Annotated in this window: 20 protein-coding genes; 6 read left to right on the top strand and 14 right to left on the bottom strand. The window is 67.4% G+C overall.

The genetic code is table 11. The annotated features are described in order from the left end of the window. Window positions 1-160: 160 nt before the first annotated feature. Window positions 161-1,660, top strand: coding sequence for an Nramp family divalent metal transporter (locus tag EV652_RS04555; protein ID WP_132207631.1), 1,500 nt, complete (start codon window positions 161-163; stop codon window positions 1,658-1,660). Between the two features lies 1 nt (window position 1,661). After that, the gene (locus tag EV652_RS04550) at window positions 1,662-2,195 is read left to right on the top strand and encodes a hypothetical protein (protein ID WP_132207630.1); all 534 of its coding nucleotides are present in this window, start codon (window positions 1,662-1,664) and stop codon (window positions 2,193-2,195) included. 128 nt (window positions 2,196-2,323) lie between these two features. On the opposite strand, the gene EV652_RS04545 is transcribed toward EV652_RS04550, so the two are convergent. The 4 genes from EV652_RS04545 to EV652_RS04535 form a co-directional block, all read right to left on the bottom strand. After that, the gene (locus tag EV652_RS04545; protein ID WP_132207629.1) at window positions 2,324-3,079 is read right to left on the bottom strand and encodes a GntR family transcriptional regulator; all 756 of its coding nucleotides are present in this window, start codon (window positions 3,077-3,079) and stop codon (window positions 2,324-2,326) included. 205 nt (window positions 3,080-3,284) lie between these two features. Continuing rightward, window positions 3,285-3,446 carry a hypothetical protein gene (locus tag EV652_RS43925; protein WP_158441089.1) on the bottom strand — a complete coding sequence of 54 codons (162 nt, stop codon included), beginning with the start codon at window positions 3,444-3,446 and terminating at the stop codon, window positions 3,285-3,287. A gap of 149 nt (window positions 3,447-3,595) precedes the next feature. Next, window positions 3,596-4,762 (bottom strand): NAD-dependent formate dehydrogenase, encoded by a 1,167-nt coding sequence (locus EV652_RS04540; protein ID WP_132207628.1) that lies wholly within the window; start codon window positions 4,760-4,762, stop codon window positions 3,596-3,598. 105 nt (window positions 4,763-4,867) lie between these two features. Beyond that, complete coding sequence (locus tag EV652_RS04535; protein WP_132207627.1) at window positions 4,868-5,818, bottom strand: LysR family transcriptional regulator; 951 nt, start codon at window positions 5,816-5,818, stop codon at window positions 4,868-4,870. Window positions 5,819-6,011: 193 nt separating this feature from the next. Between EV652_RS04535 and EV652_RS04530 the strand changes: the two genes are divergently transcribed. Beyond that, a complete protein-coding gene (locus EV652_RS04530; RefSeq protein ID WP_158441088.1) occupies window positions 6,012-6,782 on the top strand; it encodes an alpha/beta fold hydrolase in 771 nt (256 codons plus the stop codon). Between the two features lie 53 nt (window positions 6,783-6,835). Here EV652_RS04530 and EV652_RS04525 read toward each other — a convergent pair whose 3' ends face one another. Then, window positions 6,836-7,282 (bottom strand): ElyC/SanA/YdcF family protein, encoded by a 447-nt coding sequence (locus tag EV652_RS04525; RefSeq protein ID WP_242001566.1) that lies wholly within the window; start codon window positions 7,280-7,282, stop codon window positions 6,836-6,838. Between EV652_RS04525 and EV652_RS43920 the strand changes: the two genes are divergently transcribed. Further along, window positions 7,203-7,376: a hypothetical protein gene (locus EV652_RS43920; RefSeq protein ID WP_158441087.1), complete on the top strand. Its 174-nt coding sequence runs from the start codon at window positions 7,203-7,205 to the stop codon at window positions 7,374-7,376. The genes EV652_RS04525 and EV652_RS43920 overlap by 80 nt on opposite strands. Before the next feature lie 57 nt (window positions 7,377-7,433). Here the strand turns inward: EV652_RS43920 and dnaN are convergent, their stop codons facing one another. The 3 genes from dnaN to EV652_RS04510 form a co-directional block, all read right to left on the bottom strand. Next, complete coding sequence (gene dnaN, locus EV652_RS04520) at window positions 7,434-8,567, bottom strand: DNA polymerase III subunit beta (RefSeq protein WP_132207624.1); 1,134 nt, start codon at window positions 8,565-8,567, stop codon at window positions 7,434-7,436. 138 nt (window positions 8,568-8,705) lie between these two features. Then, window positions 8,706-9,341 (bottom strand): response regulator transcription factor, encoded by a 636-nt coding sequence (locus EV652_RS04515; RefSeq protein WP_132207623.1) that lies wholly within the window; start codon window positions 9,339-9,341, stop codon window positions 8,706-8,708. After that, window positions 9,329-11,263, bottom strand: a complete 1,935-nt coding sequence (locus EV652_RS04510; protein WP_132207622.1) for a sensor histidine kinase — start codon at window positions 11,261-11,263, stop codon at window positions 9,329-9,331. The genes EV652_RS04515 and EV652_RS04510 overlap by 13 nt, the downstream gene beginning before the upstream one ends. Window positions 11,264-11,402: 139 nt before the next feature. Between EV652_RS04510 and EV652_RS04505 the strand changes: the two genes are divergently transcribed. Continuing rightward, window positions 11,403-11,726 carry a hypothetical protein gene (locus tag EV652_RS04505; RefSeq protein ID WP_132207621.1) on the top strand — a complete coding sequence of 108 codons (324 nt, stop codon included), beginning with the start codon at window positions 11,403-11,405 and terminating at the stop codon, window positions 11,724-11,726. 9 nt (window positions 11,727-11,735) lie between these two features. Here the strand turns inward: EV652_RS04505 and EV652_RS04500 are convergent, their stop codons facing one another. Continuing rightward, a complete protein-coding gene (locus EV652_RS04500; RefSeq protein ID WP_242001544.1) occupies window positions 11,736-12,350 on the bottom strand; it encodes an AAA family ATPase in 615 nt (204 codons plus the stop codon). Window positions 12,351-12,567: 217 nt separating this feature from the next. On the opposite strand from EV652_RS04500, the gene EV652_RS04495 reads away from it, so the two are divergent. Next, the gene (locus EV652_RS04495) at window positions 12,568-13,326 is read left to right on the top strand and encodes a DinB family protein (RefSeq protein WP_132207620.1); all 759 of its coding nucleotides are present in this window, start codon (window positions 12,568-12,570) and stop codon (window positions 13,324-13,326) included. Between the two features lie 56 nt (window positions 13,327-13,382). On the opposite strand, the gene EV652_RS04490 is transcribed toward EV652_RS04495, so the two are convergent. The 5 genes from EV652_RS04490 to EV652_RS04470 form a co-directional block, all read right to left on the bottom strand. After that, window positions 13,383-13,961 (bottom strand): hypothetical protein, encoded by a 579-nt coding sequence (locus tag EV652_RS04490; protein ID WP_132207619.1) that lies wholly within the window; start codon window positions 13,959-13,961, stop codon window positions 13,383-13,385. A gap of 135 nt (window positions 13,962-14,096) precedes the next feature. Next, a complete protein-coding gene (locus EV652_RS04485; RefSeq protein ID WP_132207618.1) occupies window positions 14,097-15,173 on the bottom strand; it encodes a flavin-containing monooxygenase in 1,077 nt (358 codons plus the stop codon). Further along, entirely contained in the window at window positions 15,170-16,774 is a 1,605-nt protein-coding gene (locus EV652_RS04480) for a multicopper oxidase family protein (protein ID WP_132207617.1), read from the bottom strand. Before EV652_RS04480 ends, EV652_RS04485 begins: the two co-directional genes overlap by 4 nt. Before the next feature lie 278 nt (window positions 16,775-17,052). Next, on the bottom strand, window positions 17,053-17,643 hold the full coding sequence (locus EV652_RS04475) for a dihydrofolate reductase family protein (RefSeq protein WP_132207616.1): 591 nt from the start codon (window positions 17,641-17,643) through the stop codon (window positions 17,053-17,055). Window positions 17,644-17,913: 270 nt separating this feature from the next. Beyond that, complete coding sequence (locus EV652_RS04470; RefSeq protein WP_132207615.1) at window positions 17,914-18,228, bottom strand: hypothetical protein; 315 nt, start codon at window positions 18,226-18,228, stop codon at window positions 17,914-17,916. Window positions 18,229-18,551 lie beyond the last annotated feature (323 nt).

Raw genomic sequence — 18,551 nt, 5'->3', positions numbered from 1 at the left:
CCCCCCGCCTACTGCGCGGCACTCGGTGCGGCGTTGGACCATCAAACCTGCCCTAGCCCGATTGTTCATCGCTTGGAGGAAGCCGGTGATGCTTTTGGACCGGGGGGAGTGCACGGGGGAGCGGTAAGTCAGCAGCTGGCGTCGATCTAAGGAGTCCGCCTTGGACGTCACGAGCAAGACCTCAGATGTACCCGAAGAGCCTGCCGCCGCGCCCGTCACCGAGCGGGTCTGGCGTGCGGGCCGGCTCGAACCGATGCCGATCCGGAAGCTTCCGGACGCACCGCCCTCGATACACATCCTCGGTCCGACCGTCTTCCTGGTCGCGCTGGGTGTCGGTATGGGTGAGTCCTACATGTGGCCCCGGCTCGTCCTGGTGTTCGGGCCGGACATCCGCTGGCTGTTCATGGTCGGCGTCACCCTGCAGGCGTTCGTGCTGCTGGAGATGGCCCGCTATGCGATGGCGACCGGAGAGAGCATCTTCTTCGGTGCGGCCCGGATCTTCAAACCGTTGATGTGGTTCTTCTACGTCGCGGCGATCCTGATCTATATGTGGCCCGGCCACCTGTCGGCCGGGGCTGCCGCGTTCGAGGAGGTCAGCGGCATCCCTTGGCAGGTGTCTGCCTGTGTCGCGCTGATCTTCGTCGGTGTGCTGTTCAGCATGCTCTCGGTGATCTACAACTTCCTCGAGAAGCTCCTCGGCCTGCTGATCGGCCTCCTGGTCGTCGGTACGTCGGTGATCGCGGCGATCGTTGGCAGCTGGGACGACCTGGCGAGCACGCTGTCGGGCATGTTCGCGTTCGGGTACTTCCCGGACAAGGCCCTGTCCGAGGCCTGGTTCCCGATCGTGGTCGGCTCGATCGCCTTCGCCGGGCCGTCCGGTATGCAGCAGATGTGGTACACCCTGCAACTGCGCGACAGCGGGGCCGGTATGGGTGCGCACATCCCGAAGGTGCGCGGCCTGCGCTCGGCCGATGAGGCCGAGTCGATGCCGTCGCGGGGCTTCATGTTCGACACCGACGACCCGGCCGAGATGGCGAAGTGGAAGGGCTGGCGCAAGTGGGTCACATTCGACGCACTGCTGCTCTTCTGGGGTATCACCATGCTGGTCACGGTCTCGTTCACGGTGCTGGCCATGTCGGCGGCCCGGACGAACCCGGACGTTGCCGGGCTGATCGAGGGTGGTGACCGGGAGGCCGCGCTGAGCGCCATGTCGGATGCCTTCGCCTCGGCCGGCGGCCCGATCCTCGGCTCGTTGTTCTTCGGCTTCATCGCACTGATCGGGCTGAACGCGACCCTCGGTCTGTTCGACTCGTTCTCCCGCGGTCAGGCGGACATGACGTACTACTTCGTGCCGGGAGCCAAGCGGTTCTCGATGTCGAGGCTGTACGCCGGATTCCTCTGGGGTGTGATCACCTTCGGCATCCTGATCCTGCTGTTCGGGCCGGCTGACGGTCCGGCGGGAATCCTGGACATTCTCGCCTTCTTGTCCACGTTCGCGATGGGTGCCTACTGCGTCGTGTTGCTGCTGGTGAACAACAAGCTGCTGCCCAAGCCGATCAGGCCCGGGCCGGTGCGCAACGTGATCATCGGGTTCGGCGCGGTGTTCTACCTCGGCCTGCTGTTCTACAGCCTGGTGCGCTTCGGTGTGGTCGTGGGTTGACATGGTCGATCTGAAGCAGCTCGCGGAGTTCTCGGTCCCGGCCGCCTCGGTCGGGGTGGCCGGCGGCCTGGTTGCCGGTGCCCTGGGTGCGGTGGTCGGACAATCGGCCGGCTGGGCGATCGTCAGCGGCCTGGCGCTCGGCGTACCACTGGTACTGCTCGGCGCCGGGTACGCGGTCCTGCTGGCACTGGGCAAGATCCCGGCCGGGGTGTTCGCACCGGCCGCGGTCTACTGGGTGATCGGCTTCCCGCTGGCACTCCTGGTGCACGCGGTGGCGACCGAGTGGTCCGTCACCGGGAGCCCGGGGCTGCCGGTCGAGCCGTGGAAGTTCCTCGCCTTCCGTGCGCTGGTGAGCATGGGATTCGCGATCGGCTTCCTCTGGATGCACGAGCAGGTCGGCCGCCACTGGTGGCCGCGCATCCTGGATCGCAACGAGTACGCACAACGGACGGTCCAGCAGTACGTCCACCTCGCCGCCGCCCTGGAGGCCCGCAAAGCCGCCACCGGCCGCGGCCGCAAGAAACGCGTCGCGTGACGTGTGCGCGCCGCATGACATTTGAACGGATATCCGCTGATGTGGCCCCTTCTCCCCTGAAATTCCGAGGGGAGAAGGGGCCATTTGGGGGGTTATCCCCTCAAATGGCCGTTGGTGGGGCTGGGGCGTCAGGTCGTACGGCGGCGTCGGGTGCGCGGGGCCGGGTCGGGGTCGGTGGCCGGCTCGGCGGTGCTGCCGGCCTGGAGGTCGTGGTAGGCCTTGCGGGTGTGCTCGGTGTGCTCGCGCATGGTCTGCGCGGCCTTGTCCTCGTCGCCCACCTCGATCGCCTTGACCAGCCGGTTGTGCTCCCGCCAGGACGCGGCACCACGGACCGGCGCCACCGGCGTGTAGTACCAGCGGACCCGACGGTCCACCTGGGCGGCGAAGTCCACCAGGAACCTGTTGCCGGACATCTGGGTGATCAGGCTGTGCAGCTCGCCGTTCGTCCGGACCGCGCCGTCGATATCTCCGGCTTCGTGGTACGCCGTACCGACCTTGCACAGCTCTTTGAGCCTGGCCACGTCGTCCTTGGTCGCGTGCCGGGCCGCGAGCCGCGCGGACTCCGACTCCAGCGCCGCCCGGGCGGCCAGCAACTGGTCGACCTCGTCCTCGGCGGGCACATGCACCATCGCGCCGAAGCCCGGCCGGAGGTCCACCCAGCCCTCGTTGTTGAGCCGCTGGAGGGCCTCGCGGACCGGCTGCCGGGAAACGCCCAGCATGCCGGCCAGCTCGACCTCGACCAGGTGCCGGCCACGCTCGAGGGTCCCGTCGATGATCATCTCGGTCAGGGCCTCATAGACGGACTCACGCAACGGCGTCGGTCGCTTGACGTGCCGGACGCCAGGGGAGATGGGGTCGGTCGCACCCGCACTGATGGTCGTCATGAGGTCCTTCCCAGAACAAGCGCTGAAGAGATCATGATGGCACTTGGTAGACAGTCTACCAAGTGCTGTACTTTTGGCCGGGCCTTCGGCACCGGCGTGGTCATGGGGCCTTGCTCCCGGCCTTCCCTCGTCACTCCGGTCGCTGCGCTCCCTGCGCTCCTCAGTCCAGGCCGGGGGCCCCATGACCTGAGATGGTGGCGGTCGGTCAGGCGGCGGTCTCGTCGCGGCGCTGGGTGTCCTCGTCGGTGAGGTGGGCCAGCTCGCGGGCGAGCTCGACGTCCAGGTCGAGCTCTTGCTGCAGCTCCGGGGCATCCGGGAACTGCGGGCGAGCCGCCAGAGCACCGAACCTACGGGTGAAGATCATCATGGCCTTTCCGCTCCGGAACCATCCGGAGACTCTCCGTTCCCCGATCGGTTGATCCGGGAAATACTGGCTTCTGTATACATTCAACCAGTCGTACTGACCGGTTATGCCCTTGTCTCACGTGATCCCGGTTACCCCGGGCGTGATCCCCGTTACACGGGTGTGGTGGTGGAGTACGAGTGGGCGCCGGCGCCTGCCAGCCGGCCGCCGTCGACGATCAGGTACTCGTCGCGGATCGGCGTGCCCGCGAACCACGACTCCAGGATCTCCCGGGTGCCGGCGGCGTACCGGGCCTGGGCGGACAGCGACGAGCCGGAGATGTGCGGCGTCATGCCGTGATGCGGCATCGTCCGCCACGGGTGGTCGGCCGGCGCCGGCTGCGGGTACCAGACGTCACCGGCGTACCCGGCGAGCTGGCCGCTCCGGAGCGCCCGGTCGACGGCGTCGCGGTCGACGATCTTCGCGCGGGCCGTGTTGATCAGGTAGGCGCCGCGTTTCATGGTGCCGAGCAACTTGTCGCCGAACAGGCCCTCGGTCTCCGGGTGCAGTGGTGCGTTGATCGTGACAACGTCGCAGTGCGGCACCATGTCGGCCGCGTCGGGGTGGAAGGTCAGGTTGAGCTCGCGCTCGATCGACTCGGGCAGCCGGTGCCGGTCGGTGTAGTGCAGGTTGACGTCGAAGGGCGCCAGCCGGCGCAGTACGGCGAGCCCGATCCGGCCGGCCGCGACCGTGCCGACCTGCATGCCTTCGAGGTCGTACGAGCGGGCGACGCAGTCCGCGATGTTCCAGCCGCCGTCGAGGACGACCTGGTGCGACGGAAGGTAGTTCCGCACAAGGCCCAGCGTCATCATCACCACGTGCTCAGCGACGCTGATGCTGTTCGAGAAGGTGACCTCGGCAACGGTCATGCCGTGCCCGATCGCCGCATCCAGGTCGACGTGGTCGGAGCCGATACCGGCGGTGATGGCGAGCTTGAGGTTGGGCGCCTTCGCAATCCGCTCGGCGGTCAGGTACGCCGGCCAGAACGGTTGCGAGATCACCACATCGGCGTCGGGCAGCTCCCGGTCCAGCACCGAGTCGGCACCCTCCTTGTCCGAGGTGACGACCAGCGTGTGGCCCTGGCTCTCCAGGAAGGTGCGCAGTCCGAGTTCACCCGAGACGCTGCCGAGCAGTTGGCCAGGCGTGAAGTCGATGTCCTTCGGAGTCGGCGTCGTCTGGCCGCCGGGGTAGTGGTCGATGGTCGGGAGGTCGTCACGTGCGTACGACGTCGGGTAGCCGTCGGCGGGGTCGTCGTACAGGACGCACAGGATTTTGGCCATGGTGGGAAACTCCTTGTGTGGAAGGGATTTCGTCCCTTCCACAGTTGTCCCGCCAGGGCGCCATGGTCAAAGACTTGCTTGCTATGTCGAGATAGGGCCGCGCTATCAGGTGAACTGCGCGGAATAGCCCGATCCCATCAGGTGCACGTCGAGCAGCTCGTCCAGTGCGTTGTGGACACCGGCCTGCCGGGCGACGTCGAGCAGTGCGCGGGCCAGCACCGGCTCGGGGCTGCGCGCCGCGATCACCAGGCCGACCCGCGGCCCGTGCGCCGGACTCTTCAGCGGTACGACGCGCATGCCCTCGGGCACCCCGAACATGTGCAACCACGCGTGCGAGATCACCGTCGACCAGTGGTTGCCGTGCAGGTGGCTGTAGAGGCCGGAGACCGTGTCGCTCTCGATCGCCGGTGCGGCGGTGGCGCCGTCGTCGGTGAAGTAGCCGTTCATGATCCGGCGGTTACGCATGTCGGGGGAGAGCAGGCAGAGTGGCAGCTCGGCGACCTGCGCCCATGTTGCCACCGGCAACTCGGCGAGCTCACTGTGTTGCGGGGTGAGCAGGAGGTAGCGCTCCTCGTACAAAGGGGTCTTGCGGACCTGGCCGAGGGTGTCGTCGTCGAGGTAGGTCATCGCGACGTCCAGATCGAACTCGGCGAGCTTCTGGGTGATGTCGCGCGATGACAGCGACTCGATGGTCACCCTCGCGTTCGTGTGCCGTTCGCAGAACGGGGTGGTGAGCAGTGAGACGACGGGCATCGCGGTCGGGATCGCGCCGAGCCGGAGCGTCCCGGTCAGACCGCCGCGCATCACCGACAGCTCGTGTCGCAGGGCGTCCTGCTCGGCCAGGATCCGCTGGGCCCAGAGCAGCACCCGCTCACCCTCGGGAGTGAGACCCTCGAACCGGCGGCCGCGGCGGACGATCGGTACGTCCAGCTCCTGCTCGAGCTTGCGGATCGCGGCGGACAGTGACGGCTGGGACACGTAGCACGCGTCGGCCGCCCGGGCGAAGTGCTTCTCCCGGGCCAGGGCGACGAGGTACTCCAGCTGGCGGAGCAGCATCAGGACCGGCCCAAAGTGTGGACCGCATACCAGTCGTCTGTATACATAAACCAATTGTAGTGATGGGCGCCGGACGCCGGAAGGTTTCGCTGGTCGCGCTTGTGTCATGTGACGTGGATCACAGTCCACGATGTCTCCCTGGGCGGCCTCCGTTCGACGGATGGGCAGAGAACGACGTCGAGAAGGAGCTGTGATGGACAAGGTTGTCTCGAAGGACGGCACTGAGATCGCGTACGACACCTCCGGCAGCGGGCCGGGACTGGTGCTCATCGCCGGGGCGTTCACCGACCGGTCGTTCAACGTCGGGTACGCCGAGGCGCTGTCCGCCGCGTTCACCGTCGTCAACTACGACCGGCGTGGCCGCGGTGACTCTGGCGACACCACGCCGTACGCGGTCGAGCGTGAGTGGGAGGACCTGGACGCGGTGCGCACGGCGACGGGTGCGCGGTACGCCTGCGCGTTCTCGTCCGGGGTGATGGTGCTGCTGCAGGCCGGTCTGCCATTCGAGAAGCTGGCGATCGTCGAGCCGCCGTTCCGGGTCGAGGGCGCTCCGCCGGCGCCGGAGCGGTACCTCGAGCGGCTGCAGGAGTACGTCGACGCCGGCAACCCCGGCGGTGCGGCCGAGCTGTTCATGGTGGAGGCGGTCGGTCAGCCCAAGGAAGTGGTCGACCAGATCCGGGAGACGCCGATGTGGGCGGGACTGGAGGCGATGGCGCACACCCTCGTGTACGACGGCCTGCAGATGCGGGACAGCGCCGTACCCGTTTCGCTGTTGTCGACTGTCTCCGCCGAGACGCTTGCGCTCTACAGCAACGCCAGCCCGGAGTGGTTGAAGGACTCGGTGAGGCAGGCGGCGGCCGCGTTGCCGCACGGAAAGGTCGAGGGGTACGACGGGACGTTCCACACGATCCCGCCGGAGACGCTGGCCGCGGCTCTGACTGCTTCTTTCACCGGGGCGAGCTGACGGTTCCCGCGCCCTAGCAGGCGCTCGTGGTGTGGGGCCCCCAACTGGTTGCCTCAGGCCCCAGCTGCTCGCACGAGCTCGGGGTGCTCGGCCGCGACCCGCTCGTAGGCGGCAAGCACCGGCTCGGGGATGTCGACGTGATCGATGAAGTTCCGGCCGCGTGGACCGTAGCCATCGGCGTCGTCGCGCAGCCTTCGAATCTCGCCGAGGATCAGCGAGCTGAAGCGCCGGCGGCTCCAGATCTCCGGGAGGCCCGGACCGGCACTCACCCGGTCCGGGCCGACCCACGGGATCAGTGGCGCCTGGCTGATGAGGCGCGTGTCCTCGTTGAAGGACCGCTCGAAGCAGGCATGCGTCCGCCGCTGCATCGTCGGATCCTGGATCAGCAACAGCCGGCCCGGCCGATCCACCATCCGCCGGGTGAAGTCCGCGTTCTCACCACAGTTGGTTGATCGGTCCTCGACCGCGATCGCTCGTGGCGGTACGTCGTACCGGCTGATGAGCAGCTCGCAGAAGACGTGGGACTCCGGTCGTCCGCTGGTGTCGACGTTGAGGCGGCATCAGCTCGCAGTGCCGCTCGAACTCAATCGGTGACTCCTTCACTCGGGTTCTCGTCACCTCCTGGTCGGAAGCCGCCGCGGCGTTTTGACATCAGTTCGGCAGGCGCATAGGCATCAGGATGTACGCCGACTCGTCCGTCGGATTGTCGTCGGTGGAGTGGAGGCCGGTGAGATTGGCCGGCTTGGTCGGCTGGGTGAACGCGAAATGCGCGACCGGGGCACCGATCGACGCCAGAGCGTCCAGCAGGTAGCCCGCGTTGAACCCGGTCACCACCGGCTCGCCGGTCAGTACGACGTCCACCGACTCGGACGCCTGCGCCTCGTCCCCGCTGCCTGCGTCCAAGGTCGCCGTACCGTCCGCGAAGGTCAGACGCACCGGCGTCGAACGCTCCGCCACCAGTCCGACCCGCTTCACCGCCTCGATCAGCACGGCCGTGTCGACCCGCACAGTGGTGGTGATCGCGGACGCCGCCGGGATCAGGCTGCGGACCTTCGGGAAGTCGCCGTCGATCAGCCGGCTCGTCGCCCGCCGGCCGGCTCCCTCGAACCCGATCAACCCGTCCCCTGTGCGGGTTGAACCGAGCGCGAGAGTGAGCTCGTCACCGGCCATCGCCTTGGCCACGTCGGCGAGCATCCGGGCCGGCACCAGCGCATTCGCCTCGACAGTGGGATCGATCGGCTCCCATTCGAAGGTCCGTAGGGCGAGCCGGTACCGATCGGTGGCCAGCAGGGAGACGGTCGACCCGCGGATCTCCACCCGGATCCCGGTGAACACCGGCAAGGTGTCATCCCGACCGGCCGCACTGACCACCTGACCGACCGCGCGGGCGAACACTTCACCGCTCACCACACCGGTCGCCGTCGGCAGCTCGGGCAGCGCCGGATACTCGCTGAGCGGCAGGGTCTGCAGCACGAAGCGCGAACTCCCGCTGCCCACCCGCACCCGGGCCGCCTCGCCACCCAGGTCCACCGAGTCGCCCGGCAGGCTGCGGCAGATGTCGGCCAGCAACCGGCCCGACACCAGATACCGCCCACCGTCCGCCACCTCGGCCGGCACGCTCACCTGTGCCGAACTCTCGTAGTCGAACCCGGACAACGTCACCTGCCCGTCGCCGGCCTCCACCAGCATCCCGGCCAGGATCGGCACACTCGGCCGGCTCGGCAGCCCCTTGGCCACCCACCCGACCGCGTCAGCCAGCACCTCATGCCCAACCCGAACCTTCACTCGCACTCCTCCCCATCAAGAACTTCGAGCCAATCACCCGCCACCGACAGTTCTCTTCTGCAAGCCGGACCGACGCGCATCCTGTGGCCATGCTCACGCACCATCGAGCGTCGTCACGGATGCCTCCGCCTGACGGCCCTAGCTGGAGCGTAGGTAGGCGAGCACCGCGAGGACGCGGCGGTGGCTGAGCGGCGACTCGTGGATGTCGAGTTTCTGGAAGACGGACCGGATGTGGGTTTCGACAGTTCGCTCGGTGATCACCAGGCGGGCGGCGACAGCCGCGTTTGAGTGACCCTCCGCGGCCAGTCCTAGGACGTCGCGTTCCCGTGCGGACAACCTGCCGAGCCCGGAGTCGGCGGCCGACAGCAACGCGGCGACGACGTCAGGGTCGAGCGCGGAGCCGCCGGCCGCCACGCGCTCGACGGCGTCGAGGAAGTCGCCGACCCGGAGCACGCGGTCCTTCAGCAGGTAGCCGAACGCGCCAGTCGACACCAGATGGACCGAGTGCCTGGTCTCGACATGCTGAGACAGCAGGAGCATGGGCTGAGTCGGTTGGGCCTGCCGGATGAGGTGTGCTGCCAGCGCACCGTCGTCCGTCATCGTCGGCGGCATACGTACGTCGATCACGGCGATGTCGGGGCTTACTGAGTGGACCAGTTCGGGTAGACCATCCGCAGTCGCAGTCGTGTCGACCACGTCGTGGCCTGACTCAGTCAGCAGTCGTACGAGGCCCTCGCGAAACAGCACGGAGTCTTCCGCGATCAGGACGCGCATGGCAGCACCACCTCGATCGCCGTACCGGACCGTGGCGGGCTGGAGATGGTCAGCCGGCCGCCGACGGAATTGACGCGGTCCCGCAGTGTGACCAGGCCGTGCGACGGCGCACCGCCGACACCGTCATCGGTCACTGACACATGCAGGTGCTGATCAACCTCACGGACGATGACGTCGATCCGGGTGGCCTGCGCGTGCTTCAGTGCATTCGCGATCGCCTCGGCGACGACGAAGTAGGCGGTCGTGGCGACGATCTCGGGCGGCATCACCTCGGGCACGGTGAAGTGGATGGGGATCGGGCAGTCAGGCGCCAGTCGCCGCAGTGCAGCGGCCAGACCGTCGTCGAGGCTCGCCGGACGCACACCGTGGGCGAGGCGACGCAGCTCGCGGACCGTCTGCTCGAGACCCTCTACTGCCTGGTCGAGCTCACCGAGCACCGGATGCCCTGGTGGGAGCTGGCGCTGTGCGGCCCGCAGTTGCATTCCGATCGCCAGCAACTGTTGCTGAGCGCCGTCGTGCAGGTCACGCTCCAAACGGTGTCGTTCGGCCACTGTGGCAGCGACGATCCGGTTGCGGCTGTCGTCCACTTCCTGCAGTGCCCGGTGCAGCCCCAACCGCAGCCGGCTGACCTCGATCGGCAGGCGTGCCGCTGACACAGCGAGCTGCACTCGTCGCAGGTGCCGGGCCGACGGGTCACGCACGAGCAGGAGGCCGATCTCGGTGTCGGTCGTTCGTAGCGGCACGCGTACGGCGTCTTGCGGCAGGTGCACAGGCTCACCGGACAGATCGACGTACCGGCCATCGTCAACACTCGTCAGCAGCAGGGACAGAGCAGGGTCGCCAACAGCGTCGCGGAGTACCTGCTCGACCGCTTCCGGCTCGGCAGAGCCCTCACGGACCTGGTCGACGAACCGTCTGATCCGTTCGAGGAGTACGACGCGGTCCCGGTCGATGACCCGCCCGACAGCGTTGTGGAACCACCGGTGCAGTGGGAGGACCACCAAGGCGACCAGGAACACCGAGGCACTCAGCCCGACCACCGAGTCGCGCCCGACCAGGTAGCCGGTGGCCATCACGAGGCCGGCCGTCAGTAGCGCGGCCACCGCAGTAGTCAGGGCCCACGCGACCGAGTCGCTGAGGACGCGGTCGATCTCGAACAGGTCGTGGCGCAGGATCGCGATGGTGACCGCGGCCGGGACGAGTACGACGATACCCAGCAGGAAGCCGGCGTACGCGCCATCACCCATCCAGCCGAGCGAGGTCACCACCCAGCTGGCCACCATCAGCACCACGACTGCACCGGCGGCGAGGATCAGCCAGCGCAACTGCTGCCTGGTCCGCTCATCGCCGTGCCGGTAGCGGACCACGACACTCGCGAGACATCCCACTGTCACCGCGAGGACGACGCCCAGGGCTGCAAACATCAGCGGCATCCAGAGCGGCTCTGGTACGGCGATCGGCGAGTGAGCCGCAGGTACGTCGTCGTAGTTCATCGACAGGACGAAGGCGACGTTCATCAGCGCCGCCGAGGCGGGCACCAGCCAGCAGAGGACCCTCCACCGCCGACCGGGGAGCAGACCGGTCGGAAACACCAGCAGCAGGATCAGGAATCCGACCAGCTGCCACGGCCAGGCCCCCGCACCGATCACAGCGACCACGTCGGAGCCCCACCACGTGGTGTCACCCCAGGTCTCGACGGCACGCGTGCCCACTAGGCAAGCCGCTAGCCAGGCCAGCGCCGGCCCCACCGGGCTTGTTGGCACGCGTACGGCGATCAGCCAGGCGAGGCCGAGTGGCACCAGCCCCAAGAGGTCCGCCACGGTGGCAAGGGCGTTACCTGCGTCGGTAGCGGCAGCCACCACGAGGGCGGCCCAGGACACGACGCAGACCGCCGTCGCCCCAAGCATCAGCCCACGCCTCATGGCCAGATTGTCCACCGAGTCGCGGCCGGCGGGATTCCGTGCCAGCACTGGGCCGAGGTCCAGCGATGGCCTCGATGCCTCAGACCGCGTTGGCCGAGGACGGTGGTCTCGTCAGCAACCTGAGTCCTGGAGGACCACCATGATCGCCATTCTGACCATCCTCGTCGCCCTGCCGCTCGGCCTGTTGGTGCGCAACCGACTCGCGGCGTACCTCGTCTTCGCCATCGCGTTCAGCCACGTGTACACGTTCCAGACCGCGAATCTGGTGATGGAATGGGTCAACGGCTCGACGCACGCGTTCCCGGGGAGCCAGTCGAACCAATTGCTCGACGGCACCCTGGGCTACTTCGCCTTCACCTCGATGATCTACGCGGTCGGTTTCGCCCTGGTGACCCTTGGCCACTGGCTCCGCAACCGGCGCCGTACCGCTCCCGAAATCCGCCTCGACCAACCAGCCACCTGACCGCCTGGGTCAGCTTTGAGCCGACTCGAAGACGATCCGCTCGAGCCGGCTCGCCTGGCCCCGGCTGAGGACAACGGCGGAGACAGCACCGGGTACGACCTGGCTCGGGTCGGCGGCTGCCTGGGCCAGGAGGTCAGGCCAGCGGCGGCAGTGGGTCTCCATGCTCCCCGACCGCACGACCCGGCCGCGGGCCCACTGACCAGAGCGGGCGACATCGCCGGGTACGTCGAGCAGGACCAGGTGCACCGCCAGTCCGGACCGCTTGGCACGCCAACCGATCAGTCGCCGTACCCACGGCCGAGTGGCGCAGTCGTGGAGGATCATCGGGCCCGTGCGCATCGCGCTGAGGACCTTCACGTAGTACGCAAGGTGCAGCAGCGGCCGCCACCACGCGTACGGGACGGAGCCCAGCACCGGCATCCAGCGAGCCCGCAGCCGCTCGGAGTCGAACACCCGCACGCCCTGGTGGTCACCGCCGTCCGGGAACAGCCGGCGAAGCAACGTACTCTTCCCGGCCCCCGGAATCCCGGCCAGCACCACCACCGAGTCCGCCGGGCACCGCAACTCAGCCCTGTCCTGCGCCAGGAGGGTCCCCGGCGCCTCGGCGATCCCCAAACCTGTCACAGCAACTCCCGTCCGCTCGTCCGTACTGGTGTCAACAACCAGTTAGACGGACGACGTTCCCGCATCGCCCACAGAGCACGCTAAGAACTCGGTAGGAAAACCCTGAGAGCCGCCAGGAAGACTTATCGTCCGCGGCCTCGACAGCGGTGCGGATCGTTGAGGAAAATGCCAGCCTCGCTCGCCTCAACGGCTCAAGGGCGCTCGACAAGGAGATGTCATGGGAACTTTCACTCGGTCCGACGACCTGCGCGGAGCGAAATTCGTCGACGCGGACCTGCGTGGCACCCGGTTCATCGGGGCTGACCTGTCCGGGGTTGTGATGCGCGGCGTGGACGTGCGGGAGATGGAGATCGACGCACCGTGGCTCTCCAACGGTGAGACCTTCTTGCGCGTCAACGACGTCGATGTGATCCCGCTCGTCGAGGCCGAACTCAACCGCCGTTTTCCCGGCCGCGCCGACCGGCGGGCCGGAGATCCGGACGGTCTGCGCACGGCCTGGGCCGCACTCGAGCGCACCTGGGCGGCCACACTCGAGCGTGTCGCGGCGATGCCGGCTGACGCGGTCGACGTGTCGGTGGGCGGCGAGTGGTCGTTCGCGCAGACGCTGCGGCACCTGGTCCTTGCCACGGACATGTGGCTGGGCCGGGCGATCCTGGAGATCGAACAGCCGTTCCACCCGATCGGACAAACGGACACCAGCGCCGAGGACGGCGGTCTGGACAAGTCGAACTTCGTGACGGCCACACCGTCGTACGCCGAAGTGCTTGAGGTCCGGGCGGGTCGCGTCGCGATGGTGCGCGACTTCCTCGCCACAGTCACCCCGGAGGCACTGGCCGCGGCACGCAAGAATCCCCACGCCCCCGACTACCCCGAGACCGTCCTGTCCTGCCTGCACGTGATCCTCGAGGAGGAGTGGGAGCACCACCGCTACGCCGTCCGCGACCTCGCCGCCATCGAGGCCAAGACCAACCCCTAACCCACCCCCAGAACGCCGCTCTGACCCGCAGCTTCTCTGGCCGGACCTGTTGGCCGCTAGCTGATCGCCGGAACCATCGCCGCGCAGAGGTCGTCCTGCCGGCCGGTCTGCTTGAGGATGACAGGTCGCCCGATCTTGATGTCGTCGGATCGGTCCGTCAGGGTGCCGGCATAGTCGTACACGATCTGGTAGCGGAACAGACCGGCCTGGCGGGCGAGGATTGTGCCGTCTTCGGCGTACAGCACGCCGTTGCCGGTGTTGTTCACGACGTACGTCAGCGTGCCGTCGCCGTTATCCGTAACGTGGAGCTCTTGGCCCTGCCTCTCGGTGACCCAAGTCACCGACTTCCCGTTCGCTCGGTTGGTGTAGACCTCAGTGTCTTGCGCCTGCACCTGGAGGTGGAGCAGACCGTCGACGCCGTGGGGAGTGAACCTCTCCCGACCCTCAGAACCGCCCTCGAGGTGGACCGTGAGGCCGGGCACGTCACAGAAGTCGTCGAGGTCCTCGGTATACGGCGGGTCGCGGAAGGTCTGCCACTCGGTCGGCGCGGCCGAGGCGCCCGTCGTACCGACCGCGGCCAAGGCCAAGCCGGCCAGTGTTGCCACCGCACTTGTCATTGCACGAGATCGCTTCATGGTGCCCTCCCCGGATGGTTGGTGGGAGGCACTTCGAAGACACCCCCATCCCCGGCATACGCCTGGTCGACAGGGTGCGCAATGGCCCCGTCAGAGCCCGACGGGCCTTGACCCGCTGGTGACCTTCAGCTTCGCCTAGGGGTGGAGTTGGTGTCCGGTGAGGTTGTCTGATGCGGTTGCGATTTGGTTGGCCAGGTAGGAGGCGTCGGAGCCTATCCAGCCGAGGAGGGCGGAGGTTCTGGTGTGCTGCCATGTCAGACCGAGCATGTAGAGACCGGGCGATGGGGTGACGCCACGTTGGTGCAGGATGCGTCCCTGTTCGTCGTGTACGCCGGGTACGGCGATCCAGCTGTAGTTGGCGGTGAATCCGGTCGCCCACACGACGGCGTCGTACTCGGACGCGGTGCCGTCGGCGAAGGTCACGGTCCGGCCGGTCGCCATCGTCGCGCGGGCGCGGATTCGGACGCCGTGTCGCTTGGCAAGCTGTCGCGGGCCGTCGCCGATCACCTGGTCTCGCCCGGACAGGCGCTTTCCTAGCCGGGAGCCGACGGTGACTCGGTCCAGTCTGATCCCGCTCGCCCACCACCACACGTCGCGGCCCAACGGCCGCTGGGGGATCGTCGGGATCCGTTGGCCGGTTGCCAGCTCGACGGTGTGGGTGGCGCTGAGCTCCAGGGCGATCTGGCAGCCCGAGTTCGCGGCCCCTACGACCAGGACCTTTCCGGCGGGGATGGCTTGGGGTCGGCGGTATTCCACGCTGTGGATCTGGGGCATGTCGGCGTCGAGGCGGTTCGCGATCGGTGGGACGAACGGAGTATGAAAGGGGCCGGTGGCAACCACCACTTGCCGTGCCTGCACGTCGCCTCGCCCCGTCGTCACGACGAACCTGTCGTCGCTCCTGGTCAGCGAATCGACGGTCGTGTTCAACTGCACCGGTAGCTGGAACCGGGCCGCGTAGGCCTGCAGGAAGTCCGCGACGTCGTCTTTCCCGGGGTAGGTGTCCCTCGTGGCGGGGAAGGGCATCCCTGGCAGGTTGTCGAACTGGGCCGGTGTGAACAGTTGCAGGGAATCCCATCGCGAGCGCCACGCGTGGCCGATGTCCGCGCCCGCGTCCACGATCAGGAAGCGGTGCCCACGCTCGGCCAGGTGATAGCCCATCACCAGGCCGGCCTGGCCGCCGCCGATGACCAGCACGTCCAGGATGTCCGTCATGACGACGCCGGCTCGGGACGTCGCGCCACGTTGAAGCTGAACATCATCCCGCTCTCGGTGTGTTCGGCGATGTGGCAGTGCGCCATCCACAGCCCTGGGTTGGAGACGTCCAGCAGGATGTCCACCGTTTGGCCGGCCCTGACAAGGACGGTGTCCTTCCAGACGAGGTTGGCCTCCGGCTCCTCGTCCCTGGACAGGATGAGGAAGCGACCAGCGCCGTGGATGTGGAACGGGTGGTGCATCGGATGGTCGGAGTCCATCTCGTTGACCAGTCGGATCTTCACCCGGTCGCCAACGGCGAAAGCCCACGTGATGGCTTCGTTCTCGGCGCCGGTCTCCCGGTCGACGAGCTGCCAGATCATGTTGCCGGGATCCGATGCGCGGTTGATCTCCGGCATCAGGTCCTCCCACTCCAGGCCATCGCCGTGATCGTGGCCGTCGTGCACTGCACCCTCCTGCGGTGTCGCGGTGGAGGGGATCAGCTTCATGCCGCACTTTGGGCACGTCGACGGTTCGGTGGCGGTGACGTCGGGGTGCATCGGGCAGGCGTAGCTGGATGCTGGTACGTCGTCTGCGCCGTACAGGAGCGGCATGCGGGCGAGGAAGGCGAGGACCTTGTCAGGGGGCCGGTCGAGGTCGGGTCCGATCGAGTGGCGTTCGGCGGTGAGGTCGGGGTCGGTGCGCAACTCCTCGAACGACGCAGCAGCATCGCCGTCGGCGCCATCGGTGACAGTGAATCCGCCGAGGTCGTATACCCGGTCCGGCGTGCGATGCTCCAATCGCACGTCCCCGGGAGTGTCGAACAGTACGTCGACGACCGCGCGTTCCGAGGGGGAGAGCAGTACCGCCTCGACAAACGTCTCGCGCTCGTACCGGCCGCTGTCGCCGCCGACCAGTTTCGCCCGGGCGCCGCGGATGGCGACGTTGAAGATCCGGGTGTTGGCCGTGTTGACGAGATACAGGCGCACGACCTCCCCCCGCGTCGCGTGGCCGGACAACTGGGTCTCCCCGTTGATCAGCATGACGTTGCCGAACCGGCCCATTGCGGTGAAGGTCGGCCCGGAACGGTTGAACGGCGCGATATGTCCGTCTTCGACCAGCAGATCGTCCAAGGTGAGAGTCAGTTGCCGGTCGACCGCAGGCCAATACGTCGAGTCCGACGGTTCGACGACGATCGCGCCGTACAGGCCCATCTCCTGGGCGAAGTCCTCCCGCATGTGCGGGTGGTACCAGTAGAGGCCGGCGTCGGGAAACTGCACCTTGTACGTGAACGACCCACCGATCTCGATCGGCTCCTGAGTCTCGTGCGGGACCCCGTCGTACCGGTTCTCCAACCGCAGGCCGTGCCAATGCACGGTCGTCTCAACGTCACCTTCGTTCCGCACCCGCACCGAGATCTCCGACCCCTGATCCACCTGCAGGGTCGGGCCCGGGATGGACCCGTTGTAGGCAAGCATGCGCAGTTCGGAGCCCTCGATGCGTTTGCGCACCGCACCGATGCCGAGCTCGAGCAGATCGCCGTCACGCAGTCGCACCACACCCGTGGGCGCCACACCAGCCAGTCCGGCCGTTTCTGTGCTGAATACGTCGTGAGAGTCCATCTGCTTCTACTTTCATGATGTCGTCTGCGTTCGACGGCGGGTCGGCAACGCCAACCTACGCTGAGATACCGACAACAAACAGGGCCCGAGGAGGATGAGGTTGCCTTGGGCAATCAATGTGCGGCTGACCCGAGGCGAGAAGGCGACACAACCTTTGCCGGCTGGTCAATCGAACGTTGGATCGAGACGATGACGCGACGGACCAGTTCCTCCTCACCAAGCGGTCCCCGGCGGCACCCGTCTGCGCCACCTAGCGCTGTCGGCCGCAGCGTGCCGGATCAGTCGGAACGGGTACGACGGTAGGAGTTGATCGTCACGCCCGAGTCGCTGACCCGGCTGTCGGTGAGCCGGAACGTGGTCAGCCCGGCCGTGTCGGCGAACATCCGTTTCCCGCTGCCGAGCAGGATCGGGAAGATCAACAGCCGGTACTCGTCAACGAGGTCATGCTGGTGCAGTAACGGCACCAGTTGCCCGCTGCCGAACACTAGGATCTCTCCGTCTCCGCCATCGCGAAGCCGTTGCACCTCGGCCGGAAGGTCCGGGCCGAGCCGGATCGTGTTGTGCCAGGACGGATCGGTCAGCGTCCGCGAGACCAGGTATTTGGGGATCCGGTTCATCGCGGCGATCGCCGGGTCGGTCGCGTCGGTCTGTTCCCAGTCCACGACGAAGTTCTTGTACGTACGCCGGCCCAGCAGCAGGCCGGCCGCCCGGCTGGTCGCGCCACTCATGAACGTCGCCACGGTCTCGTCCATGAACGGGTGGACCCAGCCACCGTGGGCGAAACCGCCGTCAGTATCCTCGTCCGCCCTCAACGGCGCCTGGATGATCCCGTCCAGAGAAACAAAGTTGATCACGACAACACGACTCATAGCCGAGTCCTTTCGTCCGTGGGCGCCTCGGTCGAATCTACTTGCCGTATCAGCCGGCTCTGCCAGTCGTAGGTGGTGGCCGGCTCGCCTACCAGCCCGAGGCCCAGTGGAGCACTCGTTTGGGCCTCGACCGGCGGCGAGCCGCGGCCACGGAAGGCGCTAGCCGGCGGCACCGCTGTTGACCGCCGGTGGCACCCCAAAGCCTGCAGGATTAGGTCCGGGCAGGACACCGTCCGGGACCTCGAACCGTTGACCCCCCACTGATCGACGTCAGCGGTACTGCACACCCGAGTCGTAGGCGCGATCAGGAGAGCACCACGCCCAGACGCCGCCTTGCCCCTCCCTCGTCCAGGGGCTGAATGCCACCCACTTGTAGCCACTGATGGCGATGCAGTAGGCCACCGCGCGGTACTCGGTGATGCCTGGCCCGGCTGCGCAGTAGGCGAATGCGGCCGAGTAGTTCATTCCGACATAGTGCGTGCAGGTGGCGGCGTGAGCGGCAGGTGCTGAGATCACTGCCGTTCCGGCGACGATCCCGCTGGCCAGTGCAGCACTCGAGATCGACCTGATCAATGATCTGTTCATCGGTTCTCCTCGCATTTTGGCGACGTGGATTTGCCCTCCGAACGTTGCCAAGCGCGGCTTTCAATTCGCTTTCAGTCGCTTTCCCGCGGCGCCAGATCCCCACCGCATCGTCGCCTCGCACCTCGTTGCCCACACCCCGGACCGCTCGATGCCGTTCCGCAGTGCCGAGACCGGTCTGCGGCTGAGCTGGACTGGTGTGCCGCAGTGCAACAGCGACGGGCGCGACTGCCGACAGTTCGCCGGTTTCGGCTGTTGTGGATCAAGGGCCCCGGCGGCGGGCGGCGCTGGGGCGCCGTCCTCGCCGGAGCCCGAGAGCACGGGTC

Origin of the sequence: Kribbella steppae, from assembly GCF_004342025.1 — a bacterium.
GTDB classification, from domain to species: domain Bacteria; phylum Actinomycetota; class Actinomycetes; order Propionibacteriales; family Kribbellaceae; genus Kribbella; species Kribbella steppae.
This window is presented reverse-complemented; position numbering and strand designations above follow the sequence as displayed.